Here is an 18,647-nt window from a genome sequence, read left to right as displayed (position 1 = left end):
ATGATTAATTTTTAATCATTGTCGGCCAAACTGATCAATGGAAGCAATTCCGAAAAGACAACGGCTCTTTTTGCTTCAACATCAAGCATCTTAAAGACGAGTTCATTGATATTTTTATCGATATCGAAAACTATCTTATTGAGAGGTATCAGTTTTTCTCTTGGATTTTCATTTGTAAATCTGTTGTATGCCGTATACGGTTCTTGTTTGGAAAGGGCAAAATAGAGTTTACGGCCAAGTTCAAAAAGTTCAAACTCTTCAATATGTCCTGTTTTCGGAATTTTATTGATGTTTAAATCAATATCAATGTTTTTTAATCGTAAATAAGCCTGGAGTTGCATATAAAAACCGATATATGCATGAGAATACTGTGCTAAAATTCTGTCATGAAATGCTTCAAATGATTCGCTTTTTAAACGCAGTTTTTTATATTCCGACACGAGTGTCTCAACAAAATATTTAGAAAATTTCAGTGGAGCAGATTTGATAACGGTATACCCGTTTTTCCCTTCACTCACGATTTTCCCGCCTATGGTTATGTGGACACCATCTTCAGTTTGTCCGTTTACTTTTGCCTTGCAGCCTTCAAAACCGATGTCTCCTATTTCATGTGTTCCGCAGCCTTTGACGCAGGCTGACCAGTACATGCGTACTCTCCCTGATTCAAGAGGAACGGCTTTGCTTAAATATGCAGCCATTTCTATAGCATCCTCTTTGTTCTCAATAACGCCAAATGCACAGTGTTTGGTTCCTGCACAGGCGACAAGGTTGTTAAAGTAAGGCGTGTTTATATTTTTATATTTTGTAAAAAAGGGATCTTCTAAAAGGGTAGCCGTGTTTTTGACACCTAAAATGTAGATATTTTGTTCAACACTGAATCTGATTTCGTTATTGCCGTGATTTTGGCTTAACTCGGATACTTTTATAAGATCACTTCCTGTAAATATTCCCGAAGGCACAATAATCTGTACTCCAAATGAACCGTCTCGAAGTTGGATTTTTCCGTGTTCTGAATCTACTGGATCTATCTGTGTCATTGTATCACCGGCGGTGGCAAAATTTACGCCTGCAACATCACGAATCGCTGCAGAAATTTCAGCCATACCGACAGCCTCAATGAGAAAGTGCAGTCTGTTTTTGTTTCTGTTGTCACGGAAACCGTACTTTTGAAAGATTGCTATAAGTGCACCGTAGGCCTGTAAAACCTCTTCTTCGTTTGCCAAAAATATGTCTGCATTTTTTGCAATCATACCGACTCTGCCGCCAAGAAACATATTGTAACCGTATACTCCGTCTTTTTGTGCAAGCACGAGAGAACAGTCATGTCCAAAAACATTACATCTGTTTGCGAGAGAGCCTGAAATTCCAGTATTGAATTTTCTCGGCAGTGTTGAAATCCAATCCGGATTTTTTAAGAATGTTTTTTCGATTTTTTTGAGTAAATCATACGAAGGAAGCACATTGTCAAAACCCTCTTTATCAAATGGGTCTGTAACAATATTTCTAAAGTTGTCCACACCTGTCTGATAGGAAGTGAGTCCGACTTCTTCAAGCCCGTTTAAAATTGCAGGCATATCTTCGATATTTAAAAAACGAAGTTCAATTTGTGCTCTGGTTGTGATATCAATATAGTCTTGACCGAAATTTTTTGCAATTTCTCCGATTTTTTTTGCCTGAATTGCGTTTAGGTGTCCCCCTGCAACTCTGACTCTCATCATAAACTGCTTTGGCGTGAGACCGTCTTTGTCAAAGATTCCAAAACATTTCAGAAAATATTTCTTGTCTTCATCAGGAATTGCATCATACCCTTCTCGTGCATACTCTGCTATTTTTTCAAAAGCCTCCATAGGATTTTTAAGGCTTTTGACTGTTTCGATTTTATTGACTTTTTTACTTCTCGCTTCATATGCTTTTTCTAATACTTGTAATTGCAAAATATTCTCCATTATCTTATTTATATTCTTCCGCCGGCTGTAACGCCCCAGGTTGTTCTCCATCGTGTTTTTACCAAACTTATCCCCATGATAGCTACAAGTACAACACCGGCAAATATCATAAAACCTGCCGAATAACCGTCAAAGGCACCTTTTGACCATCCAAGCGTTTTAATAAGTGCTGTACCCCCGAGTCCGCCGGCTGCACCGATAATTCCTGTCATGATTCCAATATCTTTGCCAAATCGCTGAGGTACAAGTTGAAAAACTGCCCCGTTTGCCATGCCAAGGTTTGCCATTATTGCAAAGAGTACTGCAATTGCCAGCCAAAACGGCAGAGTGACAGTTGCATTTACAATTGCCAATGCGGCGACAATACCAAAAAAGATATAAAGTGATTTGACACCACCCATTTTATCTGCAACAGCACCACCAACAGGTCTTAAGACTGCACCGGCAAAAATTGTCAGCGCTCCAAAATAACCGGCAATGACTTTAACATTGGGTTCATTAAATACACTGAGTCCAAAACTGCTCATATCGGCTTGATAGGTATTCATAAGATAAACTTTCATATATCCCGCAAATCCGACAAATCCTCCAAAGCTTACTGCATAGAAAAGGTTAAACCACCATGTGTCTCTGTCACGTAAGAGTTTGGCATAATCTTTGAGTTTTTTAGGACGGGGCGTGTAAACCTCTTTAGGGGCATCTTTTGCCAAAAAGATGTATGTTGCAAAAATTAGGGTTGATAATGCTCCACCAACCAAAAAGACTGCCTGCCATCCCCAAAGTTCTGCTATTTTTGGAGCAAACATAAAGTCAATGACAACACCAATATTACCGGCACCTGCAATTCCCAAAACGACTCCCTGCAGTTTTGGCGGATACCACTGTCCTGCCTGTGGCAATGCAACTGCAAAAGAAGCACCTGCAAATCCGAGACCGACAGCTACAATCAGGAGTTCATTATAGGTAATGGTCTCTCCTCTGAAGTAGGCGTAAAACAGCACAGATATAACAACTGCCTGGCTCATAAGCGCTGTCTTTTTCGCACCGAATTTATCAACACCAAATCCAAGTACAATACGAAGCAGTGCTCCTGCCAAAATCGGAATAGAAAGCAGTGTAGCTTTTTGTGAGGCACTCATGATAAATCCGTGCATTGCCAATGATTCACTGATTTCTGTTGCCAATGGGCCTAGCATGGTCCAGACCATAAAGCTAAAATCAAAATAAAGAAAAGCTGCAAAAAGTGTTTTTGCGTCGCCTTGACCTTTAAGGGCTTTAAAACTTGCCATATTATATATTCTCCAATGCAATTTAATAGTGTAATTATAGTGAAAAATATTTCTAATTTAAAAATATTATTGGTTAAAAAATAATCAATTTGGAATTTTTAAAAGATTAGAAATTATACAATTTTCATATTAAAGAGTAATTTTCTTGATATATATCAATTTTCTCAATTCTCGTTTTTTATACAATTTGTGAAAATTTAAGGAGAGCATTATCATGACATTTACAAATTCGGCTGAATTGTTGTCTTTTCACTGGGTTGCTTACTCTATATATGCTGCAATGATTATTTCTGTTGTTGCATGGTTTGGGTATAACCTGACAAAAAAAGATGCCAAGTCAGTTTTTCGTATTCCATTTTACTGGTATATGGCATTTTTGGTTGCAGGCGGTGTGGGACACCATATTTTTACATACAATACAATACCTTGGGTGTCACAGGATATCGACAGGCACAATATAACACCGGATGTGAAGTATGAGTTTGAGATTAAAGATCATAAATGGATAGGGTTACCAAAACAGATAGTGATACAGTGTGGACAAACGGTTGAATTTGATGTACACAGCAGAGACCTGGTGTATGGATTTGGACTCTTTCGTCAAGACGGTTCCATGGTGATGCAGATGCAGGTCAATCCCGGTACGGATGTCAACGGTATTTTGGATTCCAATGATATTTTATGGACATTTAATCATAACGGTGTTTTTGATTTAACATCCACGGAATATTCCGGACCCAGACAGTATGGCGAAGATGGTAAAGATTTAATGCTGGTAAAAGATTTCGTTAAAGTCGTAGGGTGTAAAGACAATGGAGGCATTCAATGAGTTATATAAATACATTAATAAACGGAACAAATTTTGACCATAAAGGCTTAAATGCTTTGCAAAAGGTAACGCTCAGACCGGTTGTCATGGCATTTTTATTTTACGGACTGGTTGCCTTGGAGGGTATGATTATGCGAATGGTTGAGGTCGGACATGTACCGCTCAACCCTCTGCCTGAGCAGTTTTTTCATCCGGAACATTTCTTTTCCATTATGACGGTACACCCGATTGTCGGTATATTTGGTTCAACCTATCAGCTGGTCTTTGGTGCCTTTACCTTTTTGGTGCCATATCTGACAAAAAAACCGCTCTACAGCGTAAAACTTGCCAACTGGACCTGGATATTGATTACGCTTGGGACTGCTTTGGCATGGATAGCCGCATTTGTATGGCAGTATGCGCCGTTATATACATTGTACTGGCCGCTTCCTGCTGATACACATCAGTTTAATGTTATTGGCGGGATTGTGTTCATCCTTGGTGTCGCTTTGATCATGGTCGGCACTTTGGGGTTTATTTACAATATTTATGCAACAATTTTCGCGCGTGTGGGGATTCATAAAAACAAAACAACAAAAGAGTTGCTTATCTCCGGTTTTGGTATAGACGGATTTTTAAACCTTATTAACAAGCTTCGTGGAAAGCAGCCCTATACAAAAGAGCCGGCTTTGGCGCTGCCTGTTGTGGCAATCTTCCGTGGTACGGTCGATACCTTCTTGGATGCACTGGTGATTTTGGGTGCAGGTATTTTGATTTTGGTTTATTTGGTTTTTGATGCGAGCGGACATGCTCTTGATGTCACGGCGATTGATGCCCTTTTATACAAGAACTTTTTTTGGTGGGGGCTTGATTTGGTTGCGGACGGACTTGTACTGATTTATGTAGCCGGTTCATGGTATTTGCTTGCTACCTTAATTACAGGACAAAAGCTTTTTATGGAAAATGTTGCCCGTGCGGCGTTAATGCTTGAGCTTTTGGTTTCCTGGATGGTCTGGTCGCATCACCTCCTTGGTGATCAGGGACAACCTGAAATGATGAAACTTATCTCGGGTGAGATGGTGACTGCTTTTGAACTGCTTACGCAAGGCTTGGCACTCTTTATTACCCTTGTGACGCTTTGGAAGGCCCGACCTCTGAAAATGACTATGGAACTAAAATACCTTCTCGGCGGACTTGTAGGTTTTGGCCTGGCTGTTCCTGCTGCAATTATTCAGGCAGATATGGGGATGAACAGAGTGCTGCACAATACGCAGTGGATTATCGGTGCGCATGTGCATATTGCTTTGATTGTCGGATTGTATATGACACTCTATTCGGCTCTGTATGTTTTATGGCCATTGGTAACAAACAACACGAAACTTTATTCACACAAGTTGGCAAATACACATTTTTGGCTGCATCTTATAGGCGGTATCGGTATGGGCGCATTTATGGGAATGGCAGGACTTGACGGGATGCTTCGTCGTCACCTTTATGTGGACGGGCAGTTTAACCCAGACATGATATTTGCCGCTCTTTTTGGAACGATGCTGCTTGTTGCCTGGGCAGTATTCTTATACAATATTATTATGAGTGTAGGAATCAAAGGACTGATTGGCATATTTTTACCTGCAAATGATAAAACGGCTTCTTATGGGATAGAAGAAGAGCTGGAACCGGCAGATGACCCGGCATTTGCGCAGTAAAAGTCTCATACTTTTGCGGAACCCGGGTTTTACCCTTAGTGCCGTTAAGTTAAGAAAATTAATGCTTTCTCGAAACCGGTACTTCAGTGCCGGCTGTTGCAACAGTCTTGCCACTCTCAGCCCGGACTGAAGTCCGCGTTCCAAAAAATGCTTAACTTAACGGCATTGAGGTTTTAACCTGAGCTGAAATGGCTGGAATATTTAAATACTAAATAGTAGGAAAAAACAGTTGATAAATTTGAATCGAGTAGCGCGTGAAATCAAGACTATAGGACTGTACGATTTGGTTTTGCAGGATGTGCAAAGAATTGCCGGAAAAAACAGAGTAGATGAAGCAAAAATTCTTCAAATATTAGAGAAAAATCCGGAAATTCTGCAAGACTATATGCAGACAAATGTCGAATATAATTTGAGTAATATTCATCTCAAAGATATCAATGTGCAAAATCTCAAAGATGAATGCAAACAGGAAGCACAAACTTTTAATGAAAATCTGGAAAAATTGCGTGCCTTGGAAAAATATACGCTTGATTTTGAACAGAGTGCCACGCTTGTCATCATTTTTTCCATTGAGTTTTTTGTTCTTTTTTCTGTACAGTATTTTATAGTGTTGTTAAATCTCAAAGAGTGGCAATGGTGGATATATTCACTCTTTGCCTCTTCTGTTGCTTTTGCCTACTGGTATGGAAAAAAGCAGAGCAGACTGTATGCAAAAAACAAGCAGCGCTACGAAGTGCTTTATCTGCAGACATTACAACTCCTCGAAGCACTGGAAGAAAAAGAGTGTATCAAGAAAGAGGACTTATTGATTCATGAGTGTGAAGAACATGTTTAAAACAATCAGTGTTGATTACATCTGGAACAAAGAACTGGCACTGCAGACAAGCAAGCTTTTTTATGATTATGATATGCGTCATTCCGCCAAAAGATATATAGGCTGGTTTTTTGTCGCTTTGGTACAGTTTGGTATTGTCGGTGCTTTGAAACATGAGAGCTACGGTATTTTGTATCTTTCCACCTTTTTGGTCTTTTACTGGTATTTTGGAAGATGGTTTCTGCGAAAAAGAATGCTGTTAAATTTTTACAAGAAAAATATGCCTCAAGATACAGAAGTGCATTTCATTATTGACACAAAAGGCTTGCATAAAGATAAAAAGCACATTCCCTGGGAAGAAATTACAAGGATAGTAAAACTTGAAAACGGGATTTTGGTGCAAAGCCTGCATGATACGCTTTTTTTTCAAAATTCTGCCTTTGGATCTGCGGATGAACTACAACAGTTTTTGGCACTGGCAAAAGACAAAGGAAAACTGTAATGCACTATTTTTTTATTGGAGCCGTGAGCCTGTTTGTCATAGGATTGCTCATTGTCGGGGCAGTTATGGACAAAGAGGATATGAATGATTAAAAATTAAACAAAGAATTAGGAAAACATCCATTTGCATAGAGTATAATTTCATCACTTTTATATGGAGATACCTTACATGCAGACACCTTTAGAAAATTTTATAGAGTATAAAGCCGATACAGGGATGCAATGTGGGAATTACTCTATAGATATACCGCCGTTAAAAGAAGGGGAACAGTACCGTTTTCATTTTGATGCTGTTGCCTGTGTCGGGTGTCGGTGTTGTGAAGTTGCCTGTAATGAACAAAACAACAATCCGGCAGATATAAAATGGCGTCGTGTCGGAGAGATGGAAGGCGGAGATTTTCCGGCTTTTACCCAGATGCTCAATTCTATGAGCTGCAATCACTGTATAGATCCTGAATGTCTCATAGGCTGTCCGACGGAATCGTATATAAAGATAGCCGAAACAGGCATAGTCGTGCATGATGACGACACCTGTATCGGCTGTCAGTACTGCACATGGAACTGTCCGTATGGTGTTCCCGTTTTTCATGAAGAGAGAAATATTGTTACAAAATGTCATATGTGCCATGAACGGCTTGACGTCGGAGAATCTCCTGCCTGTGTACAGGCCTGTCCTGCCGGAGCTATTGAGATTGAGGTTGTCAATGTCAAAGAGTGGCTGGAGCGTGACATAGACGAGCAGGCAAATATGCCGTTTTTACCGGATGCACGCATAACAAATTCTACAACGCGCTACACGCTTCCAAAAAATCTGCCCGATGATATGAAAGAGATGGATGAACACATCTTGAAACCCGCACATAAGGAACTGCCTCTTGTTTTTATGACAGTTTTGACGCAAATTTCACTCGGTGGTTTTTTGGCGCTCTTTTTAGGTGATTTTATGAGTCTGTTCGGATTTGAGAGTACCAACTGGATTATGGCACTTCTTGTGATGCTTCCTGCGGCAATCGGTCTGCCCCTCTCAGCCTTGCACCTCGGACGTCCGTTTTTGGCGATGACAGCCATGAAAAATATAAAAACCTCGTGGTTGTCCCGCGAGGCTTTGGCTTTGGGCGTTTTTACAGGGCTTATGAGTGCTGTGGTGGCAACATACTTTTTCGATATTTCCAGTGTATTGCGTTTGTTGCTTGAAGCACTGACTTTAGCTGTGGGAATCTATGGAATTTATGCACAAAGTATGATTTACCGTATTCGTGCCCGTCCTTCCTGGAACAGGATTACCACAAATTTCAAGTTCTTCGGTGTGGCATATATCGGAGTCTTTTTAGTCGCATTTATCAGCTCCGTATCAAGCGTGCATGAAGCGATTATCCCTTTGACAACCTTGGGTATGCTCGGTGCTTTGGCACAGCTTTTTTTCTCTTATGAAGATATAAGAACACTCGATGCAAAAGAGAATGAATACCAGCTGCAACGGACAAAAAGACTTTTAAATGAAAATTTTCATAAGGTCAAAATGATTCGTTTTGCCACGTTGATACTCGGAGGTGTAGTGTTGCCGCTGTTTACTTTGGTCTTTGTAAGCGCATCGTTACATGTAACGGCTTCTGTAATGCTCTTTTTGGCAATCATTATTGCCTTTGTCAGTGAAATAAGTGATAGATTCTTATTTTATACCACGGTTGTTCCTCTTGGAATGGCAGGTGGATTTTTTGTAGGGAAACAACGATGATAAGTAAATTAAAAGATTTTTTAGGGTTTGATATAAAAGAAGAGAAATACAAACTTTCGCATGATGAAACATTCGGCATGATAGCTGATGCAAAAAAACCCGACAAATGGGTCTTTTCGACCTGTGGGTACTGTGGTGTGGGCTGTGGACTCTACATCGGTGTCAAAGACGGCAAAGCTGTTTATACCAAAGGGAATCCAAAACATTTTGTCAATCAGGGAACACTCTGTCCAAAAGGTTTGAGTGAACATCAAATGCTGAACTCTCCGCATAGAATCCAGACACCTTTGATAAAACAAAACGGTGAACTGAAACCTGCAACCTGGGATGAAGCCTTCACAAAAGTGAGCAGTAAATTTAAGAAGATTCAAAAAGAGTACGGACACAAAGCTGTTGCAGTCATTGGAACAGGGCAGTTTTTGACAGAAGAATTTTACACTTTGGGCAAATTTGTCCAGCTTGGTCTTCGCACAAATAATTATGACGGCAACACAACCTTGTGTATGGCATCTGCCGTTATGGGCTACAAACAGTCTCTTGGCAGTGACGGTCCGACAAGCTCGTATGAAGATTTTGCTCTTGCCGATACTATCTTTTTAGTCGGAGCAAACATTGCGGACAATCATCCGATACTGACCTTACATGTAAACAAAAATCCTAAGAAAAAAGTCATCGTTATAGACCCGAGAGCTTCTAAAACATCCCAGATGGCAGATGTCTATGTGCCTATAAAACCGCGTACGGACCTGGCACTTTACAACGGTCTGGCTTACATTGTGATGGAGCAGAGCTGGGAAGACGAGGGGTATATCAAAGCAAATACAAACGGCTATAAAGAACTGAAAAAGCATTTGCAGGATTATCCGCCCCAAGAGGTGGCAAACATTACAGGCATTGATGTCAAAACGCTTTATGAACTCGCACGGGAATTTGTTTCAAGCAAAAGTGTTATCACCGGTTGGACGATGGGCGTGAACCAGTCTTTTATGGGAACAGATACTGTCAGTGCAATTATAAACCTGCATCTTCTGACAGGGCATATCGGTCGAGAGGGAACGGGGCCTTTTAGTATAACAGGGCAGTGTAATGCGATGGGAACACGCGAAACAGGGTTCACTTCATCTCTTCCGGGATACAGAAATTTTGGGGATGAAGCGGCTTTAAAAGAGTATGCGAAAATTGTCAATGTCCCGGAGGAAATTATTCCGCGTGAACGCGGCTATAAATATGCCGAAATTATTGATGCCATTGACAGAGGCGAGATAAAAGCGCTTTGGATAACGGCGACCAATCCGCTGGTTAGTTTTGTCAATCAGGACAAACTGCGAAAAACACTGGCAAAACTTGATTTGCTGGTTGTGCAGGATGCTTTTTTAGGCGATACGGCACAAATAGCAGATGTTGTTTTCGCTGCTGCGACCTGGGGTGAGAAAGAGGGTGTCTATACGAATTCCGAACGTCGCTGTAACAAAGCGAACAAAGCAGTAGAACCGATAGGTGAGGCAAAAAGTGATTTTGATATCATTCTTGAATTTTCAAAATACTTTGAGGGTGTGAATGAGATGCTTTTTCCAAACTGGAGCCAACCCCGTGATGCTTTTGAGGAGTGGAAAAAAGTTTCAAAAGGACAGCTGTGTGACTACAGTGGGATGAGTTATGAGCTTATAGAAGAGTTGGGCGGGATTCAATGGCCGTGTAACGAACAGTTTCCAAAGGGGAGCAAAAGACTCTATACCAAAGATATTCCATTTAGAACAGCAGATAAAAAAGCGAAACTTGTATGTGTGCAATGGCATCCGATGGCAGAGCCTGTGCGCCCTGAGTTTCCTGTTATTTTAAACACAGGAAGAACAGTTGAACAGTGGCATACGCGAACAAAAACAAGAGATATAGCGATTCTTGACAATTTGGCTCCTGAGGCATGGGTCGATATATCTCCAAAAGATGCGGCTAAACTCAAAGTAAAAAGCGGTGACAGAATGAGTCTTTCATCTCCGAGAGGGCGCATTGATGATGTTATTGTACGGGTCACATCAAGTGTACGCGAAGGTACGGTATTTGTCCCGTTTCATTTCAACGAACAGCTTGTCAATACTTTGACAAATGAGAGTTTTTGTCCAAAATCAGGAGAACCCAATTTCAAACAAACAGCGATTCAGCTTCACTCACAGGAGGTGCCTGAGGGTCTGACACTTGAAGAGGAACACTCAAGCGGAGCGATTGCACATCATAAGGTCGTTTATGAAGGGGTTGCCTATAAAGAAAAAGAGGTGCATTTGCAACAATAGAAGTTATGTTATAATTATTTACGGGTCCTTTCAAATCCCGTTAAGTTAAACAGTTTTTTTCTTAACTTAATGGCATTGCCTCCCCAAACTTCAAAAATGGCGGTCATAATTATGCAGGAATGTGAACTGTATCAATACACTCTTTTTGCAGGCAGTATGCTTTTGCTTGCAAGTCTGTTTTTTAATATCAAATACAGGAAAAAAATAAAAAAACGCTTGGAAGATGAAAACAGACTCATAAAAAATGCCTACTATCATCCTGTCACCTCTCTCCCGAATAAAGAAAATGTTAAAATAGTAATTTCTGAACAGATACAAAGAGCTTTGCGACATAATAAATCTTTTTTGGTTATGGTAATAAAAATAAAAAATTTTTATGAAGTTCAGCTGCATTCCAAAGTGCTGGCAGAGGAATTTATGCTTGAAGCAAGTAACAGACTGCTGCAAAGTACACGGAGTGAGGATATAATCGGACATATCAGTGATGACTCTTTTATGATTGTTTTTAATGAATATTTACAAGAAGAAAATTACAAGAGAGTATGTCAAAGAGTAGAGGAGTCATTTGCACAGGTTCCCGAACTCAATACAAAATATACTATAGATTTTAATATTTCCATAGGCACATCAGTGTATCCGGATCAGGCTGCAAACCCGGATGCCTTAATGGAAAAAGCGAGAAAGGCTGCAATTGACAGAGATTGAATAGTTCAAAGCAAAACAAAAGCCATTTTTAAGTATAATTCACAGATTTTATAAAAAGGTATATGCATGGCAAACAAACGTGTTTTAGTTAAATTTTCGGGTGAAGCTCTTGCTGGAGAAGCAGGTCATGGAATCGATACAAAGATTTTAAAGTATATTGCCCAGGAGATTAAAACTCTTGTTGATGCAGGTATAGAAGTCGGTATAGTCATTGGAGGTGGAAATATCATTCGTGGTGTGACTGCCGCCCAAGACGGAATTATCAAGCGTACATCCGGAGATTATATGGGCATGTTGGCAACTGTTATAAACGGTGTAGCAATGCAAGAGGCCTGTGAGCATGCCGGAATGCAGGTACGTATGCAAACCGCTATAAAAATGGAACAGATCGCTGAACCGTATATTAATCGTAAAGCGACACGCCATCTTGAAAAAGGACGTGTTGTTATTTTTGCAGCAGGGACGGGAAATCCGTTTTTTACTACAGATACGGCAGCAACACTTAGGGCTGTTGAAATCGGTGCAGAAGTTATTATCAAGGCCACAAAAGTTGATGGAGTGTATGACAAAGACCCTGCCAAATATCCGGATGCGGTGAAATTGCCCGAACTGACATATGACCAGGCGTTGCAGGATCATATAAAGGTTATGGATGACACCTCAATAGCACTGGCAAAAGACAACAGTCTGCCTATTATTGTCTGCGATATGTCCAAGCAAGGTAACTTACTGGATATTTTAAACGGCAATATGAGTAACTGCTCAATAGTAAAATAAACTAAAGGAAAAACAGAGAATGAAAGTTGAAGAATTAACAGCGAAAGTTTTAGATGAAAATCCAAGTATGGATAGATATCAACTGGCAATTGCAGTTGCAAAAAGATGTGATGAACTCGAAAACGGTGCTCCAAGCAAATTGAATGTCAATACAAGCAGTATCAAGTCAACTGATTTGGCACTTATGGAAATAGCTGAAGGACTTATCAGAGTCAAAGGCTTTAGCGACAAAGAGAAATAAGTTTTTGTCTTTGAGTCAAATGGATATAGAACAGGTTAAACACATCACTGATGTTGAATCTGCAATTGCTTATCTTTTTTCTCAAATACCTCAAAGTGAACCACTTGAAAAAGCATTGGACTTTTCTATAAAAGCACATGAAGGGCAGTATAGAAAAAGTGGGGAAGCTTACATAATCCATCCTATTTTAGTAGCCTCCATTGTTGTTTCTATAACAAATGATGAGTCGATGGCTATTGCCGCTTTATTGCATGATGTTGTTGAAGACACCCCTGTGACTATTGAACAGATAGAAGACTTGTTTGGCAAGGATGTTGCCCATTTGGTGGAGGGACTTACAAAAATAGATACGATTAGAGATCATGAACTTATTCCCTCCAATTCGGATGAAAAGCTTGTCGTATCGGCACTCTCTTTTAGAAAAATGCTTATTGCCAGTATTCATGATGTACGGGTTCTTGTTGTCAAACTGTGTGACAGACTGCACAATATGCTCACCCTTGATGCCTTGCCCCCTCATAAGCAAAAACGAATTGCCGAAGAGACATTGGTTGTGTATGCCCCTATTGCACACAGGTTGGGGATTTCATTTTTAAAAAATATACTTGAAGACTTGAGTTTCGGCTATTTGTTCCCCAAGGAAAAGCAGGAAATAGAAAATTATCTTCAGACAAACTATCATGCTATTGAGATGAAACTTGATGCAATCAAAGAATCAATTATGAAGATTCTTGTGAAAAATGGCTTTTGTGAAGATGATTTTGAGATTTTGTCAAGAATAAAACATAAATATTCTATTTATCTTAAGATGCAGAGAAAAGGTGTGAGTATTGATGAGGTGCTGGATCTTTTGGCTGTGCGAATTCTTACAAAAGACCCTGTAAAGTGTTATACGATTCTGGGGCTTATTCATCTTAATTTTCGTCCGCTTGCTTCACGTTTCAAAGATTATATTGCTGTTGCAAAAGACAATGGGTACCAGACCATTCATACAACTGTTTTTCATGATGCTGCAATTTTTGAAGTACAGATTCGAACCTACGATATGCATAAAACTGCTGAACTCGGAGTTGCCGCACACTGGAAATATAAGAGCGGCGGCAACAATATCAAGCTGGACTGGTTAGACAGCCTGCAGTACCAAAATGAATCGGTAGAAGATTTTTATGCACTCATTAAAAATGATTTGTATTCTGAAGATATTTCGGTTTTCTCTCCGTCGGGTGATGCTTTTACACTTCCCCGCGGAGCAGTGGCACTTGATTTTGCTTACGCTGTACACTCAGAAGTCGGCAATAAAGCTGTGAGCGCTTTAATCAATAAAACAAAAGCTTCTTTAATGAGCGAACTCAATAATGGTGATATTGTAAAAATAATTACCGGAGATGAAATTATTACAAGATGTTCCTGGATTGATGCGGTCAAAACATCAAAAGCCAAAACAAATATGAAACTAAACTGCAATGCAAGAATACGCGATCTCAATGCAAAAGTGGCCGTGAGTATTGTTGCAACTGCAATGAAGCTGAATTTCGCGAGAGTGCAGGAATGGTTTTTGAAACATCAGTGTGACAGTGTGACCTCTATTCCTAACGACATAGAACATTTTAAGAATGTTATTCATAAATATATAGTAGATATCAGTAAAAACAACAGATTTAAAAAGTTTATTTCCCGACACAGGTTCAAACTCAAAGGGTATGAAGTTGCAGGTATTGAAATATTTTCTACAACAAACATTACCGATATAGTATTTGATTATTGCTGTCATCCCAAACACGGGGATGAAATTATGGGATTTTTGGATAAAACAAAGGTGCATGTCCATCATAAATTGTGTAACAATGCTACAAAAATGCTCGATGCACATGAGCCGATGGTATTTGTCCGCTGGAAGCAGGAAAAAATTTACCGATACAAATTGATTGCCTCTTTGCATAATGAAAAAGGTGCTTTGGCTGAGTTTTTGAGTTTTCTGGTTAAACTGGATGTGGATATCAATGCAATTGAACTGGGCAAAGAGAGCGCTGATTATATTAAGTACTGTGAGCTTGTTTTTGAGTCAAAAGAAGCTGATATTAATTCACTTCGTGCTAAAATAGAGTCTAAAATAAAAGTTGTCAATTTGGTGAGAACCGATGATGCTTATAAAAATTAAATAAATATAGAGAGAAAAAAATGATAGATGAAGCTTTAAGAGAGATAAACAGAGGTTGTGCAGAGATTATTGACAACGAAAGAATAGAAAAACTTTTAAAAGCTTATTTTCAAGAGGGAAAGACATATACGGTAAAAGCCGGTTTTGACCCGACGGCACCGGATTTGCACCTTGGACATACTGTTCTTTTGCAAAAACTTGCAACATTTCAGAAATACGGTGCAAGAGTACAGTTTCTTATAGGAAGTTTTACAGCAACAATTGGTGATCCGACAGGGAAAAATGCCACACGAAAAGTATTGTCAAAAGAAGATATAATCAAAAATATTGAGAGTTATACGACACAGGCTTTTAAAATTTTAGATGAGAGTAAAACAGACATAGTATATAATGATGACTGGCTGGGAAAAATGAGTGCAGCTGATTTAATAGCGCTTGCCTCCAATTTAACAGTGGCGCGTATGCTTGAGCGTGATGATTTTTCAAAAAGATTTAAAACAAATGTCGCAATTGCAACGAGTGAATTTATGTATCCGCTGCTGCAGGGTTATGACAGTGTTTATCTGAAATCTGACATAGAAATAGGCGGAACCGATCAAAAGTTTAATCTTTTGATGGGACGACAACTGCAAAAAGTATATAATATTAAGAAACAGCAGGCCGTTTTAATGATGCCTATTCTCGAAGGTCTTGACGGTGTCCAGAAAATGAGTAAGTCTCTGGGAAATTATATTGGTGTTTCAGATGAACCAAATGATATGTTTGGTAAAGTTTTAAGTATATCCGATGAGTTGATGTGGAGGTATTTTGAGCTTTTGAGCGACAAAAGTCTTGATGAGATTGCAGCGCTAGAGAGGGCAGTAAAAGAAGGAAAACTACATCCGAAAAAAGTAAAAGAAGACTTGGCATTGGAAATCACAGCGCGTTTTCATGATAATGAAGCAGCACAAAATGCAAAAGAAGAGTTTGACAAGGTCCATTCAAAAAGCCAAATTCCAAGTGATATTTCAGAGTTTAGCTGTGAGGGACCGATTTGGATTGCAAAAGCTTTGGTTGATTGTAAGATGGAGCCCTCAACATCCCAGGCTAGAAGAGATATCAAACAGGGTGGTGTTAAAATAAACCAGAAAAAAGTATCTGATGAAAAGCTGGAATTGTCATCAGGGGAGTACCTGTTACAGGTTGGAAAAAGAAAATTTGCAAAGTTAAAGGTTAAATAAAATGAGTTTCAAGTCTTTAAAAATTGGTAAATATGAGATTGAAAAGCCAATAGTACAAGGTGGTATGGGCGTTGGGATCAGTTGGGATCAGTTAGCTGGCACTGTTTCAAAAGAAGGTGGACTTGGAGTTATAAGTTCTGTTGGAACAGGTTACTACAAAGATAAAGAGTTTGCAAAAAAACTGGTTGCAGACAGGCCTTTGAGCGAAGCAAACTTTTATTCAAAAGAGGGCTTTACCGAAATAATAAAAAATGCCAGAAAAATCTGTGGCGACAAGCCTTTGGCCGCAAATGTTTTGTATGCTATCAATGACTATGGACGTGTTGTTCGCGATGCCTGTGAAGCCGGTATCAATATTGTAATAACAGGGGCAGGACTGCCGACAAATATGCCGGAGTTTACAGAAGGGTATCCTGATGTTGCGCTTGTACCTATTGTATCCTCTGCAAAAGCTTTGAAAATTATTTGTAAAAGATGGCAGAAACGCTATAACCGTCTTCCTGACGCAGTTATTCTTGAAGGTCCCAAAAGCGGTGGGCATCAGGGCTTTACATACGAACAGTGTTCAATGCCGGAATATCAGTTGGAAAATCTTGTAAAACCTGTTGTAGAAGAAGCAGAGCAATGGGGTGGCATGCCGGTAATTGCTGCAGGTGGTGTTTGGGACAAAAACGATATAGAAGCTATGATGGAACTCGGTGCGAGCGGTGTTCAAATGGGAACACGTTTTATCGGCACTTATGAGTGTGATGCGCACGCAAACTTTAAAAAAGTCCTTCTGGATGCAAAAGAGGGTGATATTAAACTGATGAGTTCTCCTGTGGGATATCCTGCACAGGGAGTTGTGACAAATCTCACACGCATGGTAGAAAAAAGAGAAGGTCCTGCAATCAAGTGTATTTCAAACTGTGTTGCACCGTGTAACCGGGGAGAAGAGGCTAAAATTGTCGGTTTTTGTATTGCAGACAGATTAAGTGATGCTTATGAGGGCAACCTGGAAACAGGACTCTTTTTCTCTGGAACCAATGGCTATAAATTAAATGAAATTATTACAGTAAAAGAACTTATTGACAAGCTTATGCACGGTGAATAATACTGTATGATAAAAGTTTTTGCTCTCATACTTTTTTTTATTACTGCTTTATATGCTGTCAATGATCAGGAGATTTTAAAAAGGGCAGATTCTTTTTTAAAATCTTCGAGTAAAAGCAATCAGTTTCGTGCATATAATGATTATAAAAATCTCTACTTAAGAGCATTGTTAAACGGAGACAACAAACTTAAACACTCCGCTCTAAAAGGGATAATCTCCAGTGGACATAGATTACATATTGATGTAAAAAGATATGAACAGGAGTATAAACACCTCTCGCATACTTCCAAAAAAAATTACAAAGCAAAAAAAAACATTCAAGTTACATCTTCACATAAATTAAAATCAGTTCGCTTTTATAATAAAAGACTGGTGTTACAGTTTGATAAAAATCTTCAAAAGAAACAGGTGAACTATTTTACGCTAAGTGATAAAAAAAAGAGCATCTATAAATATGTTTTTGATATACATGCTTCCATGCTGAAGAAGTCAAATACTCTCAAGCAAGAGGGGGTTGATAAAATTAAACTGGCACAGTACAATCCAAATACATTGCGGCTGGTTATTCAAAACAAAACGCCTTTAAAAATCCGTTTTTTCAAAAAAGGCAAAGAGCTTTCTATAAAAATCATCAATAAGTCAGTAAAAACAAAGAAAAAATCACCCAAAAGACTCGACAGAAATAAAATTATAGTCATAGATGCAGGGCACGGCGGAAAAGACCCTGGAGCCATAGGATACAGAAAATACAGAGAAAAAATTGTGGTCTTAAGTATAGCAAGAGAGTTAAAGCGTATACTTCGCGCAAGAGGTTTTACAGTGTACATGACGCGTGACAGTGACCGCTTTATAAAATTAAGAAACAGAACAAAATATGCAAACAGAAAAAATGCAGATATTTTTATCAGTATCCATGCCAATGCAGTTGGACGCAAAGATGCCAAAAGAGTTTGTGGACTGGAATGCTATTTTCTTTCTACATCCCGTTCAAGCAGGGCAAAAAAAGTGGCAGAAATGGAAAATTCGGCAGATTTGGATGAGATGGATTATTACGGAAAGCAAAGCTTTTTAAATACAATAAATTCACATAATATTGTTGCATCAAATAAGCTGGCAATTGATTTGCAAAGAGGGGCACTTGCCACACTTAAAAGCAGATATAAAAATGTAAAAGATGCAGGGGTCAGAGAAGGGCCGTTTTGGGTTCTGGTAGGGGCCCAAATGCCTTCTGTACTGGTAGAAGTCGGATTTATAACGCATCCGACAGAAGCCAGACGGCTTGTAAGCAGAAGTTACCAAAAAACAATGGCACAGGGACTTGCGAATGGAGTGGAGCGCTATTTTATAAATTCTCAAAAAAGATAAA

At 39.3% G+C, this 18,647-nt stretch carries 15 protein-coding genes; 13 read left to right on the top strand and 2 right to left on the bottom strand.

Features of this window, described 5'->3' with window-relative positions:
* Window positions 1–11: 11 nt before the first annotated feature.
* Window positions 12–1,934, bottom strand: coding sequence for a ferredoxin-like domain-containing protein (locus tag LCX93_RS08935; RefSeq protein WP_193150223.1), 1,923 nt, complete (start codon window positions 1,932–1,934; stop codon window positions 12–14).
* 20 nt (window positions 1,935–1,954) lie between these two features.
* Window positions 1,955–3,235: an MFS transporter gene (locus LCX93_RS08930; protein WP_226065966.1), complete on the bottom strand. Its 1,281-nt coding sequence runs from the start codon at window positions 3,233–3,235 to the stop codon at window positions 1,955–1,957.
* A 214-nt stretch (window positions 3,236–3,449) separates the two neighbouring features.
* Here LCX93_RS08930 and LCX93_RS08925 point away from each other — a divergent pair, with 214 nt between their 5' ends.
* The 13 genes from LCX93_RS08925 (at window position 3,450) to LCX93_RS08865 (ending at window position 18,646) form a co-directional block, all read left to right on the top strand.
* Window positions 3,450–4,064 carry a cupredoxin domain-containing protein gene (locus LCX93_RS08925; protein WP_226065965.1) on the top strand — a complete coding sequence of 205 codons (615 nt, stop codon included), beginning with the start codon at window positions 3,450–3,452 and terminating at the stop codon, window positions 4,062–4,064.
* Window positions 4,061–5,749, top strand: a complete 1,689-nt coding sequence (locus LCX93_RS08920) for a cbb3-type cytochrome c oxidase subunit I (RefSeq protein WP_226065964.1) — start codon at window positions 4,061–4,063, stop codon at window positions 5,747–5,749. Before LCX93_RS08925 ends, LCX93_RS08920 begins: the two co-directional genes overlap by 4 nt.
* A 229-nt stretch (window positions 5,750–5,978) precedes the next feature.
* Window positions 5,979–6,584, top strand: a complete 606-nt coding sequence (locus LCX93_RS08915) for a hypothetical protein (RefSeq protein WP_226065963.1) — start codon at window positions 5,979–5,981, stop codon at window positions 6,582–6,584.
* Complete coding sequence (locus LCX93_RS08910; protein WP_226065962.1) at window positions 6,562–7,065, top strand: hypothetical protein; 504 nt, start codon at window positions 6,562–6,564, stop codon at window positions 7,063–7,065. Before LCX93_RS08915 ends, LCX93_RS08910 begins: the two co-directional genes overlap by 23 nt.
* Before the next feature lie 168 nt (window positions 7,066–7,233).
* Entirely contained in the window at window positions 7,234–8,799 is a 1,566-nt protein-coding gene (locus LCX93_RS08905) for a DmsC/YnfH family molybdoenzyme membrane anchor subunit (RefSeq protein WP_226065961.1), read from the top strand.
* Complete coding sequence (locus LCX93_RS08900) at window positions 8,796–11,087, top strand: molybdopterin oxidoreductase family protein (RefSeq protein ID WP_226065960.1); 2,292 nt, start codon at window positions 8,796–8,798, stop codon at window positions 11,085–11,087. Before LCX93_RS08905 ends, LCX93_RS08900 begins: the two co-directional genes overlap by 4 nt.
* 69 nt (window positions 11,088–11,156) lie before the next feature.
* On the top strand, window positions 11,157–11,792 hold the full coding sequence (locus tag LCX93_RS08895) for a GGDEF domain-containing protein (protein WP_226065959.1): 636 nt from the start codon (window positions 11,157–11,159) through the stop codon (window positions 11,790–11,792).
* 66 nt (window positions 11,793–11,858) lie between these two features.
* Window positions 11,859–12,569: a UMP kinase gene (gene pyrH / locus LCX93_RS08890; RefSeq protein WP_151899887.1), complete on the top strand. Its 711-nt coding sequence runs from the start codon at window positions 11,859–11,861 to the stop codon at window positions 12,567–12,569.
* Window positions 12,570–12,588: 19 nt separating this feature from the next.
* Complete coding sequence (locus LCX93_RS08885) at window positions 12,589–12,810, top strand: DNA-directed RNA polymerase subunit omega (RefSeq protein ID WP_151899888.1); 222 nt, start codon at window positions 12,589–12,591, stop codon at window positions 12,808–12,810.
* A gap of 4 nt (window positions 12,811–12,814) precedes the next feature.
* Entirely contained in the window at window positions 12,815–14,968 is a 2,154-nt protein-coding gene (locus LCX93_RS08880) for a RelA/SpoT family protein (protein WP_226065958.1), read from the top strand.
* A gap of 20 nt (window positions 14,969–14,988) precedes the next feature.
* Complete coding sequence (gene tyrS, locus LCX93_RS08875; RefSeq protein ID WP_226065957.1) at window positions 14,989–16,188, top strand: tyrosine--tRNA ligase; 1,200 nt, start codon at window positions 14,989–14,991, stop codon at window positions 16,186–16,188.
* A 1-nt stretch (window position 16,189) separates the two neighbouring features.
* A complete protein-coding gene (locus tag LCX93_RS08870) occupies window positions 16,190–17,281 on the top strand; it encodes a nitronate monooxygenase (RefSeq protein WP_226065956.1) in 1,092 nt (363 codons plus the stop codon).
* Between the two features lie 6 nt (window positions 17,282–17,287).
* Window positions 17,288–18,646, top strand: coding sequence for an N-acetylmuramoyl-L-alanine amidase family protein (locus LCX93_RS08865; RefSeq protein WP_226065955.1), 1,359 nt, complete (start codon window positions 17,288–17,290; stop codon window positions 18,644–18,646).
* The last annotated feature ends 1 nt before the right edge of the window (window position 18,647 follow it).

The sequence above is a fragment of the Sulfurimonas sp. SWIR-19 genome, from assembly GCF_020410885.1.
Classification (GTDB): domain Bacteria; phylum Campylobacterota; class Campylobacteria; order Campylobacterales; family Sulfurimonadaceae; genus Sulfurimonas; species Sulfurimonas sediminis.
This window is presented reverse-complemented; position numbering and strand designations above follow the sequence as displayed.